Source organism: Hymenobacter caeli, assembly GCF_013294115.1.
Classification (GTDB): Bacteria; Bacteroidota; Bacteroidia; order Cytophagales; family Hymenobacteraceae; genus Hymenobacter; species Hymenobacter caeli.
In genome coordinates this window covers 77521-96976 of sequence record NZ_JABSNP010000017.1, presented here as the reverse complement: position 1 = coordinate 96976, position 19456 = coordinate 77521, and the positions used below count along the sequence as shown (strand labels likewise).

General features: G+C 66.1%; 12 protein-coding genes. 6 read left to right on the top strand and 6 right to left on the bottom strand.

Annotated elements, in window-relative coordinates:
• Window positions 1-15: 15 nt before the first annotated feature.
• Window positions 16-873 carry an urease accessory protein UreD gene (locus HNP98_RS16490; protein WP_173811270.1) on the bottom strand — a complete coding sequence of 286 codons (858 nt, stop codon included), beginning with the start codon at window positions 871-873 and terminating at the stop codon, window positions 16-18.
• A 418-nt stretch (window positions 874-1291) separates the two neighbouring features.
• Between HNP98_RS16490 and HNP98_RS16485 the strand changes: the two genes are divergently transcribed.
• The 5 genes from HNP98_RS16485 (at window position 1292) to HNP98_RS16465 (ending at window position 8772) form a co-directional block, all read left to right on the top strand.
• Complete coding sequence (locus HNP98_RS16485) at window positions 1292-2284, top strand: PspA/IM30 family protein (protein ID WP_173811269.1); 993 nt, start codon at window positions 1292-1294, stop codon at window positions 2282-2284.
• Between the two features lie 164 nt (window positions 2285-2448).
• A complete protein-coding gene (locus tag HNP98_RS16480) occupies window positions 2449-4227 on the top strand; it encodes an OmpA family protein (RefSeq protein WP_173811268.1) in 1779 nt (592 codons plus the stop codon).
• A gap of 343 nt (window positions 4228-4570) precedes the next feature.
• Window positions 4571-5713 (top strand): hypothetical protein, encoded by a 1143-nt coding sequence (locus HNP98_RS16475; protein WP_173811267.1) that lies wholly within the window; start codon window positions 4571-4573, stop codon window positions 5711-5713.
• 26 nt (window positions 5714-5739) lie between these two features.
• A complete protein-coding gene (locus HNP98_RS16470) occupies window positions 5740-7092 on the top strand; it encodes a sigma-54-dependent transcriptional regulator (RefSeq protein WP_173811266.1) in 1353 nt (450 codons plus the stop codon).
• Between the two features lie 219 nt (window positions 7093-7311).
• Window positions 7312-8772 carry a sensor histidine kinase gene (locus tag HNP98_RS16465; RefSeq protein WP_173811265.1) on the top strand — a complete coding sequence of 487 codons (1461 nt, stop codon included), beginning with the start codon at window positions 7312-7314 and terminating at the stop codon, window positions 8770-8772.
• Between the two features lie 278 nt (window positions 8773-9050).
• Here HNP98_RS16465 and HNP98_RS16460 read toward each other — a convergent pair whose 3' ends face one another.
• The 5 genes from HNP98_RS16460 to HNP98_RS16440 all read right to left on the bottom strand — a co-directional run bounded on the left by HNP98_RS16460 (window position 9051) and on the right by HNP98_RS16440 (window position 14207).
• Entirely contained in the window at window positions 9051-10418 is a 1368-nt protein-coding gene (locus HNP98_RS16460) for a DUF4270 family protein (RefSeq protein WP_173811264.1), read from the bottom strand.
• On the bottom strand, window positions 10402-11436 hold the full coding sequence (locus HNP98_RS16455; protein WP_173811263.1) for a Kelch repeat-containing protein: 1035 nt from the start codon (window positions 11434-11436) through the stop codon (window positions 10402-10404). Before HNP98_RS16455 ends, HNP98_RS16460 begins: the two co-directional genes overlap by 17 nt.
• Before the next feature lie 116 nt (window positions 11437-11552).
• Complete coding sequence (locus HNP98_RS16450) at window positions 11553-11987, bottom strand: hypothetical protein (RefSeq protein ID WP_173811262.1); 435 nt, start codon at window positions 11985-11987, stop codon at window positions 11553-11555.
• 152 nt (window positions 11988-12139) lie between these two features.
• Window positions 12140-12880, bottom strand: coding sequence for a LytR/AlgR family response regulator transcription factor (locus HNP98_RS16445; RefSeq protein ID WP_173811261.1), 741 nt, complete (start codon window positions 12878-12880; stop codon window positions 12140-12142).
• Between the two features lie 160 nt (window positions 12881-13040).
• The gene (locus HNP98_RS16440; RefSeq protein WP_173811260.1) at window positions 13041-14207 is read right to left on the bottom strand and encodes a sensor histidine kinase; all 1167 of its coding nucleotides are present in this window, start codon (window positions 14205-14207) and stop codon (window positions 13041-13043) included.
• Between the two features lie 633 nt (window positions 14208-14840).
• Between HNP98_RS16440 and HNP98_RS16435 the strand changes: the two genes are divergently transcribed.
• Window positions 14841-19355 carry a Pls/PosA family non-ribosomal peptide synthetase gene (locus HNP98_RS16435; protein ID WP_173811259.1) on the top strand — a complete coding sequence of 1505 codons (4515 nt, stop codon included), beginning with the start codon at window positions 14841-14843 and terminating at the stop codon, window positions 19353-19355.
• Window positions 19356-19456 lie beyond the last annotated feature (101 nt).

Sequence of the window (19456 nt, the reverse complement as noted above, 5' to 3'; positions counted from 1 at the left end):
CCGGCCGCTGCGCCGTCAATACTTCCGCGCCAGCATATCTGCCCCAAAAAACGCCGCCCCCGCCAGCACCCCCAGCAGGTGCTGATAGATAAACTCTACATCGGCCCGGCTGGCGGCCAGGGCCCGCAGCAGCAGCACGCCGGGCCGGGCCTGGGCCACGGCCACCACGCAGGCGCGGCCGGCCAGGCGGAAGTGCGGGTTGCCGGCAACCGGCATTTTGAGGGCGTGCAGAGCCCCGGCCAGCGCGGCGAAGCGGGGGTCGCCGGGAGCCCCCACGAGGTACACCGTTAGCATTGATTCGTAGCGGTCGAAGTTGGCCGGGGCGGTGGCGATGTGCTCGGCGGGGTCGAAGGCGAAACGGTCGAGCACCAGGGGCTGGCTGGCTACGCTGATGCGCGTTTCGGAGGCAAATTCCTGGAAGGCAAACCGTTCGCCCAGCTCGGTGCGGCCGGCGGCCCACCAGTCGGCCAGCAGCAGCAGGGCCTCGGGGGCCAGGTCCCAGTGCTGGCGCTGGCGGTAGCGGCTGCCGGCCTGGGGCACCACCGGGTCGGGCAGCACGGCGGCCAGGGCCCCGGCGGCCAGGTGCCCGCTCACGTGCTGCTCGGCTACGCGCCCGTCGATGGACTTGAACACCTTGGTGTTGGCCTGGGTGCTGAGGAAGAGCCGGGCCCCGGGCTGGCAGCGCACGTTCAGCCGGAGCCGGTCGCCGGCTACCAGGCCGCCGCCGTAGCTGGAGAGCACCGCGTGGCAGCCGGTCCCGCCGGCGCGGGGGTTGAGGATTTTGAGCGGCTGGAGGCTTTTGCTGGCCACGAGGCGCGAGCGGCCCTGCACCAGGGCCACTTCCAGCTCGCTCCACTCGGCGGGGTCGGGCATGTGAGGCGGTATTTCCCGAAAAGTACGGGCCGGGGCCTCAAAGCAACTGCCCATTGGGGCTTTTCGTCGGGGCCAATTAATTATTGGGCGGTGGTCTAAAACCGGGTGGTCCGGCGAATTGCCCGAAGGGTTTCGTCGGGCCACTCCGACGGTTGAACAGCGGCTTCGGGGCACTGTCAGCGTGGCCCGACGACCGAAAAATTCGCCGGACCACCCCGTTTTGGACCACCGCCAATTATTGTAATGAAAAATCACGGTTTTCATTTTGAAAAAATCCGCTCTGCTAATAATTGGCTAGCAAATCATCCAGCTAATTATTCATCTGTTTTTCAATCATTTGAATAATTACTTCAGATTCTAATCCCGCCCGGCATCTGGATTGGCAATGGGTAGCAGTCACCAACCTGCACCCACTACCATGAAGACCCTGCTCTCCCCCGAATCAACCGCGGACCTGCCCAAGTGGCAGCAGCCCGAAAAAACCGCCGGCTGGCTCGTGCTGGCCGGCCTGGCCGGGACGGCCGTCTATTTCTGGGGCCAAATCGTGCCCTTCCTCGTCGACATGGTGTTCGACACCGTGAAGCTGGGCATCGGCCTGGGGGCCCTGTTCGTGGTGTTTTTGCTGGCCACCAACAAGCGCATCCAGGCCGGGCTCTGGTACGCCGGGCAGCGGATTCTGCGCACCGCGGCGGGGCTGTTCGTCAACACCGACCCCATCGGCATCATGGAGGACTACATCTCGAACACCGAGAAGGAAGCCCGTAAGATGGACGAGGAAGTGGGCCACATCGAGGGGGCCCGCGAGCTGGTGCAGCGCAAGCTGGCCGCCAACGCCGCCCAAACCCAGGAATACCTGGCCCTGGCCGACTCCGCCACCCGGCAGGGTGAGAAGGACGCCGCCGAGTCTTACGCCTCGCGCGCCGCCCAGCTCCAGGACTACAGCCAGCGCCTGCAACCGATGGCCGCCACCACGGCCAACGTGAGCCTGGTGATGCGCCAGATTCTCAAGGCCGCCCTGCGTCAGATTGACTCTAGTAAGTTCAAGGTTAATCTTTTGAAGGACGAGTACGCGCTGGTGAAGCGCACCAGCTCGGGCATGCGGGCGGCGATGAACATCCTGCGCGGCGACCCCGACAAGAAGTACTTCTTCGATTTGGCCACCGACCGCGTGGCCCAGGACATGGCCCAGCAATTGGGCCAAATCAAGCAGGCCATGCGCTACTCGCAGGAGTTCGTCAAGGAGATGGACATCCAGAACGGCGTGATGAGTGAAAAGGGCCAGCGCCTGCTGGAGAAATACCAGAAAGGCGACTTCAACGCCCTGCTGACCAACGAAAATCCGACCGCCGCCACCCCCGCCCTCACCGCTAAAAACGCCTCCAATGATGCCTATTCTAGCCTGCTTGATTAGCGGCGGCTGCGGCCTGCTGCTGGCGGGGCTGCTGCTGGACGGCCCCGCCCCCGCGGGGGGCCCGGTGGCCCGGCCCACGGCTTCTCATCAAATAGCGCCCGGCGGGCCTGCGGCGAAAAAGCCGGCTGCCGCGCTTTCCTCTTCACCCTACATTCTTTACGTCAATGACAACGCGCGGTAAATTTCTGGTGGGCGTGCTCCTGGTGGCACTCCTGTATTTTGGCATCAACAAGCTGATTGGCAGCGGGGCCGTGTTTAAAAAGGCCGAAACGCCGTCGGTGCTGCTCAGCTCCATCGAGCTGCCGGCGGCCACGGGTGGCAACGGCGTGACCGTCGTGGCCCCGCTGGCCCCGCTGCCCGGCACGGCCCCGGCCGACAAGGGCACCCCCGTGGTCTGGGAAGTGATGGCCTGGAACGCCCAGATGGCCGGGATGCTGGCCAATGGCGGGCCCCGCTCCACGATGGGCTCCAGCGTGGCCGCCAACGGCCTGGATGTGCAGATTGTGCGCCAGGACGACACGAGCAAGATGCAGGCCGACCTGGTGAAAAACGCCCTCGACCTGCAAAGCAACCCCGCCACCCCGGGCTTGGTGGTGAGCATCATGGGCGACGGGCTGCCGGCCTTCTCGGCCGTGCAGGCCCAGCTGCAAAAGGCCGGCACCAGCCTGCAGCTCATCCCCTACTCGGTGGGCAAATCCTTCGGCGAAGACAAGCTGATGGGCCCCAAGGCCTGGCTCGACAACCCCAAGGCGGCGCTCGGCAAAACCATTGCCTGCTACCTGCGCGACGGCGACCAGAACATCGCCCTGAAGTGGTGCTCCGACAACGGCCTCAAGGTGAACCCCGACGAAACCACCTACGACCCGCAGGCCGTGAACTTCATGGCCGCCAGCGACTTCCTGGCGGCCGCCGAGAAGTACATCCTCGGCAAGCCCGAGAGCCGGACCAAGGTGGTGAACGGCAAAAACACCGGCGTGAAAGTGGACGTGGCCGCCGACGCCGTGGCCACCTGGACGCCCGGCGACGTGAACATCGCCAAGCAAAAAGGCGGCCTAGTGAGCATCGTCTCCACCAAAGACTACTCCAACCAAATGCCCAACATCATGGTGACCACCAAGCGCTGGTACGACGCGCACCAGCCCGAAGTGCAGGGCCTGATGACGGCCTTCGCCACGGCCGGCGACCAGGTGAAAAGCTACCCCGAGGCCCTGGCCCGCGCCGCCGACATCTCGGCCCAGGTGTACGGCGACCAGGACAAGCCGGGGGCCTACTGGCTGAAGTACTACAAGGGCGTGAGCGAGGCCGACCGCACCGGCGACGTGGTGGAGCTGGGCGGCAGCAAGGCCTTCAACTTCAGCGACAACCTGAACCTGTTCGGCCTCAACGAGGGCGGCACCAACATCTACGCGGCAGTGTACAAAACCTTCGGCGACGTGCAGAAGCGCCTCTACCCCAAGGAAATGCCCAGCTACGTGCCGTTGGATGAAATGCTGGACCTGACGCTGCTGCGCAAGCTGCAAGCCCGGTACAAGGGCAAGCCCCTGGCCCCGGCCGAGGCCCCGCAGTTTACCGCCGGCGACGAAATCCGCCGCAGCGTGAGCAAACGCGCCTGGAACATCGAGTTCAACACCGGCCAGAGCACCTTCACCCCCGCCGCCCAGCGCGAGCTGAGCCAGCTCTTCGACGACCTCGTGGTGGCCGGCCGCCTCAAAGTGGCCGTGCACGGTTACACCGACAACACCGGCCAGCCCCAGGCCAACCAGCAGCTCTCCGAAACCCGGGCCCAGGCCGTGGCGCAGTGGCTGGCCACCAAAAGCGCCAGCGCCTTCCCCCAGGGCCGCGTGCAGGTGTACGCCCACGGGGCCGCCGAGCCGGTGGCCTCCAACGCCACCGAGGCCGGCCGCGCCCAGAACCGCCGCGTGGAAATCGTGCTGGGCAACTAAGCGCAACGTTTCGCCAGGTTAAAACAGGTTTCGTCAAGTGTCAGCGGCAACGGCGGTTGCGGCGGGCGCTTGGCGATGCTTGGATTTTGGGTTTGCGGGGCTGGCCGCGGAACTACAAACGCAACGTCGCCATCGGTCAATTGCTGCCTAGGGTTACCACTGGCCTCCGCCACCAGCACAACCTAGCCGAAATGGGCCTAGCTTGGCACCCCAACGTGGAAGCCGAACCCGAATTCGCCCAGTTCGTCGGGCACATCAAGCAGAAGATTCGCGGGAATTAGAATCAGTATTTCTTCTTGCAGACATTTGCTCTAAACGCCTATAAACTATTACCAATCAATCTATGGAAGCTGACAAAATTTTTGAAGACAAGGAGCGTATAGATTTCAATTTTGCCAATCATCTAGATGACCTATTTAACTTTTATGATAGAAGTGCGAAACCGGAGTTTACTAAAGTTAGAAACATCATCAATGAGTGGTTCATCGATTACCCTCAAGGTGAAAAGGGTGAACTCAAAACCAGATTTAGAAAGACCTTTTCACCTGCATTCTTTGAGCTATTTATTTATCAACTATTTACAAAACAAGGGTTTACACTTACTCCTCATCCTCAAATACAAGGAACTAATAAAGCACCTGATTTTCTCGCTGAAAAAGGCGACCTAAGTTTTTATATTGAAGCGAAAGAAGCAACGGATATATCTACTAATGAAGCAGCCATCAATAAGCAGGTTAATGCTATTTACGATACTTTATCAAAGCTTACTATTCCTAATTATTGGCTCATTATCGAGAAACTACAAATCAAGAGCACTCAGCAACCCAGTAGCGAAAAGATAATTAAGTATCTTGAGAGACAATTACCTGATTACATTGCAAAAATCGTTGCAGCAGACATCGAGTTATCAGATTGGAGTCGTGTGATGCCACTCGTAGTTGACAGGGCCGATGTTAAACTAGTTGTAAGACTTTTCCCAAAATCAGCAAAACACAGCCAAAAAGAATCAACACCAACTATCGGCGGATTACCAGGAGGAGGTGGCTGGGGGTACCCTGAAGAAGAATTAATAAAAAGCGCAGTACATAAGAAGGCATCCCGCTATGGTGAACTGGATAAGCCTTACTTGATATGTATCAATGTATTTAGCCGCCTCGGTATCACTGATACTGGAGTAGAAAGTGCTCTTCTAGGTTCTCTAACTGATTCATGGCCGAGCAATCCTGGTAGCCTTCATTTTCAAAGGGAACGTGCCAAGAATGGAGTATTCTATTCGGAGTCGGGTCTAACCAAGACGCGTGTTAGTGGCATCTTTGTAACCAGCGTCTTTCCTTCTAATGTTGACGTTGCGCGTCATTGGCTAGCGAAACACCCCTGTGGAAAAATGGAATTAGATTTTACTGCACTCAAACTAAGTCATCAGGAATTTGATGGTTCTCACTGGCAGCCAGTTCCAGGCCAAGGCATTGCAGACATTTTGAAATAATTACAGCGTAAGTCAACCAGCACAAAATGCCTACCGGTACGCTCCTAATCATCGACGACGAGGCCCGCTTGCGGCAGCTGCTGGCGCGGGTGCTGGAGCTGGAAGGCTACACCGTGCTCCAGGCCCCCGACGCGGCCCGCGGCTTCGAGCTGCTGCGCGACCACGCGGCCGAGGTGCTCGTCGTCCTCTCCGACGTGAAGCTGCCCGACGGCCACGGCGTGGACCTGCTGCCCCGCTTCCGGGCCGCCGCGCCCGACGCCGAGGTGGTGCTGCTCACCGCCTTCGGCACCATCGCCGACGGCGTGCGGGCCATGAAGCAGGGCGCGTTCGACTACCTCACCAAGGGCGATTTTGAGCAGCAGCTGGTGGTGGTGGTGGAGCGGGCCGCCGACAAGGCCCGCCTGCGCCAGCGCCTCTCGGCCCTGGAGCGCCGCGTGGGCCAGCGGGCCGATTTCGACGCCATGATTGGCACTTCGCCCGCCCTGCGCCGGGCCCAGGACCTCGCCCGCCAGGTAGCGCCCACCGACAGCACCGTGCTGCTGGAGGGCCCCACCGGCGCGGGCAAGGAGCTGTTTGCCCAGGCCCTGCACGAGGCCAGCGGGCGGCGGCAGAAGGCCTTCGTGGCCGTCAATTGCAGCGCCTTCCCGCGCGACTTGCTCGAGTCGGAGCTGTTTGGCTACAAGAAAGGGGCCTTCACCGGGGCCCTGGGCGACAAAAAAGGCCTGCTGGAAGCGGCCAACGGCGGCACCTTGTTTCTGGACGAGATTGGCGAGCTGGAGCTGAACGTGCAGGCCAAGTTCCTGCGGGTGCTGGAGCTGCAGCAGTTCACCAAGCTCGGCGACACCAAGCCCACCCAGGTGAACGTGCGCCTAGTGGCCGCCACCAACCGCAACCTCAAGCAGGAAGCGGCCGAAGGGCGGTTCCGGCTCGATTTGTACTACCGGCTCTCGGTGTTCACCATCACCGTGCCGCCGCTCAGCGCCCGCACCGCCGACGTGCCCTTGCTGGCCGCGTACTTCTTGCAGCACTTCGCCGCCCGCCTCGCCAAGCGCCTGCCCGGCTTCGAGCCCGAGGCCCTGCGCCTGCTGCAAGCCTACGCCTGGCCCGGCAACGTGCGCGAGCTGAAGAACGTGTTGGAGCGCGCCGCCATCCTGGCCCCCGCCGGCCAGCCCCTGGCCGCCGACTACCTGCCCGACGAGTTCCACGCCGGGCGGGGGGCCCCGGCGGCCGGCGGCGAGAGCCTCCGGGCCCTCGAAGCCCAGCACATCGGCCGCCTCATGCGCGAGCGGGCCGGCGACAAGCCCGACGTGGCCAAGCGCCTCGGAATTGGGCTAACCACGCTGTACCGCAAATTGCAGGAGTATGGCCTTGAAAATTAGTTATGGGTTAACCGCTACCAAAACAGTGAGGCAGAAGCTGTTTAAGTTGTCTGAGAACTCAAAACTGAACGTCATGTCGAGCGCAGCCGAGACATCTCGCGGGCGGCAGTAATCCATGATTAGTGAGCGGGCGAGATGTCTCGGCTGCGCTCGACATGACGTTCTGACGACTTTCTGAATGGCTTCGCAGTCAGTGAATGCTTATAACTCAAAAACTCCGTGTCCCTCAAACTCAAAATCCGTCTTGGCGTGGGGCTGCTGCTGCTGCTGCTGCTGGGGCTGGGCGGCTACGCCTTCGCCACCATTGCCTATTTAGAAAAGGGGGCCCACGGCATCGAGCAGGCCGATTTTGACGCGGCGCGGCGCACGGTGGTGGCCTTTGTGGCGGCGGGCCTGGCGCTGGGCGTGGCGCTGGTGGTGCGCCTGCCCCGGGCCGTGGTACGACCCCTGCACCGCCTGCGGGCCGACATGGAGCAAGTAGCGGGCCCCGGGCCGGCCACGCGGGTGGCGGTGCGCAAAAACGACGAGGTGGGCACCGTGGCCGCCGCCGTGAACCGGGTGCTGGGCCAGGCCCAGGACGAGCGCCGGGCCACGCTGGCCGAGCTGCTCGTGCAGCGCAACCGCATGGACAGCCTCGTGCGGAGCCTCGACGAGGGCCTGCTGCTGCTCGACCAGCACGGCTACCTGGTGCTGGCCAACCCGGCGGCCTGCAACCTGCTGGGCGAAACCGCCGCCACGCTGCTCGGCCGCCCCGCCGCCGAGCTGGCCCGCACCAACCCGCTGCTGGCCGATTTGCTGGCCGCGCTGGCCGTGCCCCACCCCTCCGATGCCGTGGTGCAGGGCCCCGTGTTCACCATCGCCCACAAGGTGCCCGAGCCGCACTACCGCCTCACCATCGGCCACGTGCTGGCCCCGCCCGCCGACGGGGGCCCGCCCGCGCTGGCCGGGCACGTGCTGTGCCTGCGCAACGTGTCGGACTTCAAAAAGCTCGACCAACTCAAGTCCGACTTCCTGGCCACGGTGTCGCACGAGCTGAAAACACCGCTGGCCAGCATCAACCTGAGCCTGTTTTTGCTCCAGGACGAGCGCACCGACACGGCTGAGCGCCAGCGCATCGCGGCCGGCATCCGCGACGAGACGCAGCGCCTGCTGGGCATGGTGGGCCAGCTCATCGACGTGTCGCGCCTCGACGCCGGGGCCGGCATCAAGCTGAACGTGCAGCCCCTGGCCCTGGCCGACGTGGTGGCCTACGCCACGGGCATCGTGCGGCCCCAGCTCGAAGACAAGCAGCTGCGGCTCGACGTGCAGCTGCCCGCCGGCCTGCCCGCCGTGCGCGGCGACGTGGAAAAAACCTCCTGGGTGCTCACCAACCTGCTGGCCAACGCCATCCGCTACTCGCCGGCCGGGGCCCCGCTCGTCATCAGGGCGGTGCCGTGGGGCGAGATGGTGCAGCTGAGCGTGACGGACCAGGGCCCCGGCATCGCCCGCGCGCACCACAAGCGCATCTTCCAGCGCTTCGCGGGCGGACCGGGGGCCCCGGGGCCCGGCCACGCGGGCAGCTCGGGCCTGGGGCTCAGCATCTCGCGCGAGTTCATCGCCGCGCAGGGCGGGCAGCTGTGGGTGGAAAGCCAGCCGCCAGCCGGCAGCTGCTTCCTCTTCACGCTGCCCGTAGCGGGCTGAAGAAAGCGACCGGGGCAGTGCCGGCCACCGTAGAGACGCGACACTTCGCGTCTCGGCCGTTGAACGATGAGTGCTAAACGAGGAGTGCTGAGCCGCAACCGGGCAGCGATTGAGGCCGCAACCGAACAGCGGCTGCACCGCAACCGGGCAGCGATTGAGACGCGAAGTGTCGCGTCTCTACGGCGGCTGGCTGCGCATTGACTGGTGACAAACGCCAGAGCCGCCGGCCCGCAGCGACTGCTGCGAACCGGCGGCTCTTTTTCAATGGCCGGCAACGCTTACTGCACCACGCGGGTGTAGTAAACCCGGAGCTGTAGCTGGGCGTCGGGGCTGGCCATGCTGCCCAGCACGGCGCGGTTGATAGTGCCCGGGGACGCGGCCGAGAGGCCCGGGTTCAGCAGGATGCCGTCGTTGTCGTAGCTGATGGTATTGGCCAGTATGCCTTGCACGTAGGTCAGCAAATCCACCGTGTAGGTGTACTGCTCCAGGTTAGTGCGGGTGTTCACGGCGCGGGCGGCGGCGCTGTTAGCAGCCACGGTTGTGGAAGGGTGATTGGCCCGGTCCACGAGCTGGGGCGTGAGCGTGGGCAGCGGCAGCAACGCGTTTTCGGTGCTGGTGGGCACCGACACCTGCAACAGCGCCGAATTGAGCACTAGCGTGGTGCCGTACTGGCTGAAGGAGCGCAGGTAGGGAAACTGGAGCTTGGTGCAAATGCCCAGGCCGGCCTCCACGAAGCTGCGGTTGCCGGTGGCCGTGCTGCTGAGGACCTGGCCCGGCGTTTTCAGGGCCGCCAGGGCGGTGCGCGACCGGTCGGCTTCGAGGTGGAAGAAGCGCGGGTTGGCCGAGCCCGTCGTGAACGAATACGCCAGCGGCGTGGCCGGGTCGTTGGCCGCGTGGTGGTAGAGCATGAGCGCCGGGGCGGCGGTCAGGCGCAGGACGGCGGCATCGTTGGCGGCCCCCGGCGTCAGCACCAGCCCGTGCAGGTAGTTGTGGAACTGGTCCTGGTCGGTAATCAGGCCGGCCTGGCCGGCCGCCCACAGGGTGTTGCCCAGCGCGTTGCTCAGCTTCACCCGGATGGTTTTCGCGGTGCGGGTGGCCCGGTACGAGCGCTGCCCCAGCACAGTACTACCGTAGGGCACGTCGTCCTTGGTGTAGTAGGGCTTGTCAATGCGCAGCGCGTTGGTCAGTTGGTGCACCTCCACCTGCTGCACGCGGGTGGTGTCGCCGTAGCTGTAGGCACCCGCGCCCGTCATGGCATTAAACGCCCCGGCGGTGGGCGTAAGCACCAGCACCAACGAGTCGTACACCTGGGTGGCGTCGGGCACCAGGGGCGCGTCGAGGGTCTGCTCGGCGTAGCTCCGGGCCAGCACGGTGCCCAGCTGGGGGTCCACGTAGCGCCCCACGAGCAGGTACGAGTTCGACGACGAGTTGACGGAGTCGAGCAGCACCGTGCTGGTGCGCACGGTCACGGTGTCGGTGTAGAAGGCCAGCCGGTTGACGATGGCCGGCGTGGGCAGGTCGTCGTTCAGGTTGCTGGTGGTTTTGCTGCACGCCGCCAGCAGCAGCGCCGCGGCCAGCAGCCCCAGCAGGCCGGTCCTGGGACGGAACCAGCCCCCCCACCAGGCAGCCTTATTGAATAACCGCATTGGGGTCGAACTGGTACAAATCGTCGATGCGGGTGGTACCGTTGGTGCCCAGGCCCACGTAGCCGAGGCTGCCGATGCCGAAGCCGATGCCGTTGGTGCGGGCCGCACCGCCCGAGCCGCCCGAGGTGGTGGCCGCCGTGAACGCCGTTTTCACCGTCCAGGTATCCACCGAGGGGTCGTAGGCCCAGCAATCGGTTTCCACCGCGCCGTTGCTGCCCAGGGCAATGTAGCCCATCGCGCCCACCGTGAAAGTAGATGCGTTGGTACGCGGCACCAAGTGGTAGTCGTAGTCGAGGCCGTCGGTCGAGCTGGCCGAATGCAGGATGAGGTCGCGGTGCTGCGTCCACTTGTTGGCCGCGGGGTCGTACGAATACACATCCACCGGGTAAGCAGCATTCGCGGTGCCCAGCATCACGTACCCGATGTCGTTGATGGTGAACGCCGAAGCACCCTGGCGCTTGGCCCCAGGGTAGCCAATCGACGTCCAGGTGTTGGCGGTGGCGTTGTACTGGTAGAAGTCGTTCTGGGCGCTGCCGTTGTAGCCCGTGCCCACGTAGCCGGTGTTTTTAGCGGTGAAGGCCACGGCCCCGTACCGCGCCGCGGGGAAGTCGGCAATACGGGTCCATTTGTTCGCGGCGGGGTCGTAGCGCCAGAAGTCGGCCAGGTAGTTCAGCCCGTCGTAGCCCGTGCCCACGTAGCCGTACTGGCTGTCGGAAAAAGCGGTGGCGAAGTAGCGCCCCTTGCCGGGGAAGCGGGCCACTGGCGTCCAGCTGTTCACGGCCGGGTTGAAGGTGTAGAAGTCTTTGAACGCGCCCAGGGTGTCGATGCCGTTCTGGCCCAGGCCCGCGTAGGCCTTGCCGTTGATGGTGAAAGCCACCGCGCCGCTCCGCGCCAGGCCGCTGAAATACGCCTGCCGGGTCCACACGCCGGTCACCGCGGCGGTGTCATCACTTTTTTTGCAAGAGCCGAGGCCCAACGTCGCCAGCGCGAGCAAAACGACTGAAAAAATCTTCTTCATGAAAAGAAAAATAGGGTAAGCAAGATTTATGTTTTATGCCGCAAAGATACCTGAAACCAATCCGATGGTTGCTTGCCCCCGCAACTAGTTTCGGGTTTTCGCCGCGTTGCGCCGCATCAGGCGGCTCCGCCGGGCGCGGCGCGGCGCGGCGCCAGCCAGTGGTTCAGGGCCCCTTCATCTTCAAAAAATTCTACTTGGGTGCCCGCCGGCGCGGGCCCGACCGGCCCCGCCGGGGCCCGTTGGCGCGGCGATACCAGATAGCCCAGGCACACGGGGCCCGGCAGGCACGCGGGCAGCCGCGGCAGGAACTCGCCCAGCAGCCAGCGGGCCGCGTCCGCGTCGAGGGGCCCGCGGCCGCGCACGTCCACCAGCCAGCGGGGGCAGGCGGCGGCTTCGGCGGCGGCCAGCAGGGCGCGGTAGCCGCGCCGCAGCTCGGCCCCCGACACCGGCCGCCGCCAGCGGCCCACCAGCAGGTGCAGGTCGGGCCGGTAAGCCAGGTGCAGGAAATCGTCGGCGGCCGGTTGGGGCCGGGCAGCGGGGTTGGGGTTCATGGCCAAGGCGGTAAGGCGACGCGAACAGGTGTCGGCGCGCCCGTTCGCCCCGCAAAGGTGGCCGGGGCCGGGCCGGGGCCCGCACGGCTTCGCCCGGCGGCCGCGCTTTCCAGACCAACCGGGCGGTTCCATCGCCGGGGCCGGGGCGGGCCTCACACCCAGCGGCTCAGAAACTGCCCGAACGCCTCCTTGTACTGGTCGCCCACGGGCAGCGTGGCGTCGCCAATCTGCACGGTGAGGCGGCGTACGGCCTCGATTTTGTCCAGGGCCACGATGAACGAGCGGTGAATGCGCAGGAAGCGCCGGGCGGGCAGCTTCTCCTCCATCGCCCGCAGGCTCATCAGCGAGAGCAGGGCCCGGGGGGCGCTTTTGAGGTGCACCTTCACGTAGTCTTTCAGCCCTTCCACGTACAGGATGTCGTTCAGCAGCACGCGCACGAGCTGGTACTCCACCTTTAGAAAAATGCAATCTTCCTCGGCCGGCGGGGCGTGCGGCGCGGCCAGGGCCTGGGCCCGCTCGGCGTAGGCGCGGGCCTTGCCGGCGGCCCGCAAAAACTCTTCGTAGTTGAAGGGTTTCATTAGGTAATCGAGGGCATCGACGCGGTAGCCCTCCACGGCGTACTGGCTGAAGGCGGTGGTGAACACGACCCGGGGGCCCCCGGCCTGCGCCAGCACGCGGGCCAGCTCCAGGCCGTTCAGCTCCTGCATCTGGATGTCGAGAAACGCCACGTCGACCCCGCCTGGGGGCAGCGCGTGCAGCCCCTTGAGGGCGTCCACGCCGCTGTTGTAGCGGCCCACCAGCTCCAGAAACGGCGTTTTCTCGATGAACGCGCACACCAGCCCCAAGGCCAGCGGCTCGTCATCCACGGCAATGCACTTGAGGACGAGGGACATCTTTTTTAATTATGAGTTCTGAATTATGAGTTATGAATTCTGGGTTGTGAACCCTGGCCCCCCGACCGTCATGCCTCGGCTGCGTTCGGGCTGACGGCCTTTTCGAGGCGTTTTTTTGGAGGGTGGAACAAGCTCAGCAAGTGCAAAAGGAAAAACCCGCCTACGCATTGCTCATCGTCAATTGCTCCTTGTTAACCGTTACCTGCTCGTTGTCAATCGACAAGCTCAGCACCACCAGGAATTCGTCGTCGGGGGTGCGCTCGGTTACGTGCAGGGTGTAGCGGCCGGGGTAGAGGAGCTCGAGGCGGCGGCGGGTGTTGGCCATGCCGATGCCGTTGCTGCCGGCGAGGTCGGTGGTGGGCGTGGGCAGGCGCGTGTTGCGCACCTCCAGCACCAGCTGCCGGGGCGTGGGCTGGCGCAGGGCCACGGCGATGCGGCTGGTGTGCGAGGCCGCCGCGCCGTGCTTAAAGGCGTTTTCGACGAAGGGCAGCAGCAGCATGGGGGCCAGGGGCACGTCGTGCAGCGGCGCGGGCACGTCAAAATCCACGCGCACCTTGTCGGTGAGGCGCAGCTGCATCAGGGTGATGTAGTCCTGGAGGAAAGCTACTTCCTGGCTGAGCAGCGTGGGCCCGGCGGCGGTTTCGTAGAGCACGTAGCGCATCATGCGCGAGAGCCGGTGGATGGCCGCGCGGGCCTCTTCGCCGTCGAGCAGCGTGAGGGCGTAGATGTTGTTGAGCGTATTAAAGAAGAAGTGCGGGTTGATTTGGGCCTTGAGCGAAGCCAGCTCCGAGCTGATGCGCTGCTGCTCGAGCGCGGCGCGGCCCTGGGCCTCCTGCTGCCAGCGCTGCACCACCGCCACGCTGGTGCTGATGCCCAGCACGAGCAGCGTGATGAGGGCCCCCATGGCGTCGAAGCGGAAGGGGTTGCGCGGGCCCAGGCGGCTGGCCAGGGGCTCGGCCGCGGCCGGCTGCGGGGGCCCCTCGGGCTGCATGGCGGCGTGGAAGGCGTGGTCCATCAGCTCGCGCAGGTGCAGCTGCTTCTCCAGGCCGTAGTTGACGAGCAGCAGCGCGGCCGCCGTGGCCGCCAGGGCCCCCGCAAACCAGCCCGCGTGCCCGCGCAGCAGCAGCCCCGGCACGCTCACCTGGGCCGTGAGGTAGAAGGCCCCCACCCACACGGCCAGCATCACGCCCTGCTTCACCCAGAACTGCGGCGGCATGGCGATGCGGCCCGTGAGCGGGTGAAACAGCAGGAACGTGAGCCCGAACAGCCCCCACACCAGCACGTGAATCAGCGGCGTGAGGGCCCCGCGGGAGGAAAAAGCGGCCATGAGAGTTGTTGTTAGTTGTTAGTTGTTAGTTGCTCTATAGTTGGTAGTTAAGCTGATAATCCGTTGCGTCCGCTATCAATCAGCGCACTAAATACCTGCTCAGAATTATTTTAACAATAGAAGCGGGCATTTAATAAATCTTGTTACGCGGTACCTTCATTGAAGCGCCGCAGTAGGCAGTAGCGCGAACTACAAAGTTCGCGCTACTGCCTACTGCGTAACAGCACCCAATAACTAGCAACGGACAACTAGCAACCAGCAACCAACTGTTGGGCGAATGCCCAAAGCTACCCCGCCCGCCCGCCCGCCCGGCCCCCGCCCCGACCAGGAGGCCGAATGTGCCGACCGCGCCCCGGCTTTCGTCGGCGGGCCGGGCCGCGGGGCCCGCGCCGGGCCCACAACCCGCCGCCGCGCCCGCCGTAGGAAACGGCCCCGCCCCGGGGCTTTGGCGCAATCCTTGCAACGGAACGGGCCCGCGGCCGGCCCCGCTGGCGGGCGGGCTGCTTCATAGAAAACCACCCTTACGCACGTTAGCTTTGGTTCCGCTGCCGGGGCCTGGCGGCGTACTTTACCGCGCTTTCCCTTCCGGCCGCGGGGCCCGGCCGCCCCGGCCCACCCCCGGCCCCGTGCCCCATGCTTGACCTCAACGAACCGCTGGTTTCGCCGCTGCCGCCGGCCGAGCCGACCAGCAACGCCCCCGAATTCGAGCTGCTTTTCCAGCAAAAGGAGCGGCTGCTGGCCGGCTACCTCGCCGCCTTCGCCGTGGTGTACTACCGCCACCAGGCCGAGCGGGCCCCCGCCCAGCTCCAGGCCACGCTGCACATCGAAAACGAGTCGCTGGCCTTCCCCGCCGCCACCGTCACGCTGGGCCTGCACGACGGCCTCACGCTGGCCGAAGCCGAGGCCGAGGCCGCCGCCCAGCTGGCCCTGGCCCTGGCCGGCGTGGCCGAGGAGCTGGGCGCGGGCATCGTGCGCGGCCGCATCTCCTTCCCCGCCCCCGAGGCCCGCAGCCCCGACCAGACCTGGTGCGTGACGCTGGCCTTCGGGCCGCCCGAGGCCGTGGCCATTAGCTTCAGCTGCACCGAGGCCGCCGATGGCTTGCGCGTCGAGCCCTACTTGCCCGCCCACGTGCAGAGCGTGTTCGGGCAGCTGGCCACCGGGCCCGGGGCCACCGTGGGCCACGTGTTTTTCCTGGCCCCCGAGGAGGTGGCCCAGCTGCGGCAGTTCGCCGCCAGCCCGCAGCGCGTGGGCAAGGGCGGGGCCCAGCAGCTGCACCACCTCTTCGAGGACACCGCCCGCACCTACCCCAACCACCCCGCCGTGCTGTGGGAGGGCCGCGCCGTGCCTTACCACGAGTTGAACGCGCTGGCCGACGCGCTGGCCGGCCGCCTGCAAGCGGCCGGCGTGCAGGCCGGCGACTTCGTGGGCCTGCTCATGCACAAATCGGTGGAGTTGTACGCCGGCATGCTGGCCGTGCTCAAGGCCGGGGCCGCTTACGTGCCCCTGGACCTGTCGTACCCCGCCGACCGGGTCACGTTCATCCTCAACGACTGCGGGGCCCGGGCCCTGCTCGTGAACGACGCGCCCCCCGCCTACCTCGCCGCCTGGCCCGGCCAGGTGCTGAACCTGGCCGCCGCACCGGCCGGGGCCCCCGCGCCGCTGGGCCCCGTGGCCATCGGGCCCGAGTCGATTGCCTACATCATTTACACGTCCGGCACCACGGGGCTGCCCAAGGGCGTACTCATCCCGCACCGCAGCATCTGCCACCTGGTGCGGGCCGAGCAGGTGCTGTTCCAGGCCACGCCGCAGGACCGGGTGGTGCAGGGTTTTTCGGTGGCCTTCGATGCCTCGCTGGAGGAGCTGTGGCTGGCCTGGGCCGCCGGGGCCGCCCTGGTGCCCGTGCCCGAAGACACCATGAAAGCCCCCGACGCGCTGCCCGCTTTCCTGTCGGACAACCAGGTAACGGTGTTTTCCACGGTGCCCACGCTGCTCTCGCTGCTGGCCGCCGCCGTGCCCAGCCTGCGCCTGCTCATCCTCGGCGGCGAGGTGTGCCCGCCCGAGCTGCTGGCCAAGTGGGCCACCCGCCAGTGCCGCGTCGTGAACACCTACGGGCCCACCGAAGCCACCGTGGTGGCCACCGCCGCCGACTTCGTGCCCGGCCAGAAGCTCACCATCGGCCGGCCCATTGCCGGCTACGAGGCCCTGCTGCTCGACCAGCTGGGGCAGCTCGTGCCGCTGGGCGGGGCCGGCGAGCTGTGCATCGGGGGCCCCGCGCTGGCCGCCGGCTACCTCAACCGCCCCGAGCTGACGGCCGCCAAGTTCAACACCGTGGCCGGGCTGGCCACCGGCTTCAGCGGCCGCCTGTACCGCACCGGCGATTTGGCCCGCTTCGAGCCCGACGGCAACATCGACTTTCTGGGCCGCATCGACACGCAGGTGAAAATCCGGGGCTTCCGGGTGGAGCTGGCCGAGATTGAGTCGCTGCTGTTGCAGTGGCCCGGCGTCCGCAACGCCGCCGTGGCCCTGAAGGAAAGCGGCGACGGCGTGCAGTCGCTCATCGCCTACCTCATCCTCGACCCCGACCACCCGCTGCTCGACACCAAGGCCGTGCGGGCCTACCTGCGCGAGCGGCTGGCCCCCTACATGCTGCCCGCCGCGCTGGTGCCGCTGGCCACGTTCCCGCTGCTCACCAGCGGCAAGGTCGACCGCAAGGCCCTGCCCTACCCGGTGCCGACGAGCGGCGACGCCTCCCCGAGCCGCGAGCTGGCCCTGCCCCGCACGCCCACCGAAGCCGCCATCTACGCCGCCTGGCAGAAGCGCTTCGACACGGCCGACCTGTCCGTCACCGACGACTTTTTCGAGATGGGCGGCAACTCGCTGCTGGCCTCGCTCATCATTTCCGAGCTGCGCCAGCAGCCCCAGTTCGTGGGCCTCTCGGTGAAGGAGATGTACACCCGCCGCACCGTGGAAGCCCTGGCCCAGGCCGTGGACGCGGCGGCGGCCGGGGCGGGCCCCGCGGCGGCCGCCGCGCCCCTGGCTCCGCCCCGACTGGCCTCGCACGCCGTGCGCGTGGGCACGGCGGCGCTCCAGGCGGCGTCGGTGTTCCTGTTCTACCTGGTGCCGGTGCTCACCCTCAACGGCTCCATCCTGGTGCGGCCCTGGCTGGAGCGGCAGCCCGACGCGGCCATCGTGGCCCTGGTGGCGGCGGCGGTGCTGGCCTACGTGCCGCTGGCCTGCGGGCTGGTCATCATCCTCAAGTGGCTGGTTATCGGCAAGTTTCGGGCCGGCGAGTACCCGCTGTGGGGCTTCTACTACTTCCGGTTCTGGCTGGTGAAAAAGCTGGTGGAGGCGGCCCCGTTGCAGCTGCTCTCGGCCACGCCCTACCTCAACGTGTTCTACCGCCTGCTGGGGGCCCGCATCGGCCACGGCGTGTACATCGGCTCGACGCGCCTGATGACCTTCGACCTGCTCACGCTCGCCGACGGGGCCAGCATTGCCCGCGAGGCCGGCCTGCTGGGCTACCGCGTCGAGCGCGACCGCCTCATCCTGGGGCCCATCCGGGTGGGGCGCGACGCCTACGTGGGCCTGCGCGCCATCCTCGAAACCGACACCGCGCTGGGCGACGAATCGGAGCTGGACGACCTCTCGGTGGTGGCCGCCGGCCAGCGCATCGCGGCCCGCGAGGCCTGGCAGGGCTCGCCCGCGCAGCGCGTGCGCGGGCTGGACGGCCAGCCGGCCGCGCCGGTGCGGGCCGGGGCCGGGTATATGGCCATCCAGACCCTGGCCATTGCCCTGACCCTGCTGCTGCCCACGGCGGCCTCGCTGCCGGTGTTCCGGTTTTTTTACGACGCCGTGGAGCGCTGGGGGTTGGTGCCGGCTTTTCTCACGCTGGTGCCGCTCTCGGCGGGCTACGTGCTGGTGCTGGGGGCCCTGCTGGCCGGCACCAAGCGCTTTGTGGCGGGCCGGCAGCGGGCGGGCACCCTGCCGCTCTACAGCCCGGCCTACGTGCGCCACTGGCTGGCCGATGCCGTGCTGGCCCAGAGCCTGAGCGTCCTCAAGCCCCTGTACGCCACCATCTACGCGCCGCTGTGGCTGCGGCTGCTGGGGGCCCGGGTAGGCCGCCGGGCCGAAATATCTACTCTCAACCACATCTCGGCCGACCACCTCACGGTGGAAGCCGGGGCCTTCCTGGCCGATTCGGTGAGCGTGGGGGCCCCGCGCGTGCAGCGGGGCGTGGTGGCGGTGGCGGCCACCGTGGTGGGGGCCCGCACCTTCATCGGCAACAGCGCCGTGCTGGCCGGGGGAACCGTGCTGGGCCCCGGCCAGCTGGTGGGGGCCCTGTCAACGGCCCCGCCCGCCGGGGCCCCAGCCAACACCTCGTGGGTGGGCTCGCCCGCGTTCCTGCTGCCCAACCGGCCAGTGTCGCAGTCGTTCGACGCTGGGCTGACCTTCGACCCGCCCACGCGGCTGGTCTGGGCGCGGGGCGCGATGGAGTTCTTCAAAATCACGCTGCCATTTGCGTTCGTCTCGGCCACGTTCGCCGTGGTGTACCACTACTGCTCCTGGCACCTGCGCAACGGCTACCCGTTCTGGATCAGCGCGTTGCTGGGCACGGCGGTGCTGTTCGGCACCATCCTGGGGTTTTCGCTGCTCACGGCCGCCCTCAAGTGGGCCCTCATCGGCCGCTACCGGCCGGCGGAGAAGCCGCTGTGGTCGAGCTACGTGTGGCGCGACGAGCTGATTAACTCCCTGTGCGAGAGCTACGTGTTCCTGTACTGGGTGGCCCCGCTGCTGGGCACGCCGTTTGCCACCTCGTTCTTCCAGCTCATGGGCAGCCGCATCGGCCACTCGGTGTACCTCGACACGACGGAAATCACCGAGTTCGACCTGGCCTGGGTGGCCGACCACGCCGTGCTCAACAACGGCTGCACCATCCAAACCCACCTGTTCGAGGACCGCGTGATGAAGATGTCCACCCTGCGCATTGGGCGCTACGCCACGGTGGGCACCTCGTCGGTGGTACTCTACGACTCCGTGATTGGGCCCGGGGCCGTCCTCAAAAGCCTCTCGCTGCTGATGAAGGGCGAGACCCTGCCCGCCAACACCCGCTGGCAGGGCATCCCGTGCGCCTTCATTCCCGGAGGGTGATGGGTGGGGTTGGGGTGGATGTGGTATAGCTTAGGAAGCACGTCAGTTTTTCGCTCAAATGAGTTGGTGATAATTAGGGTTAGGTACATATTAAGTAGGTG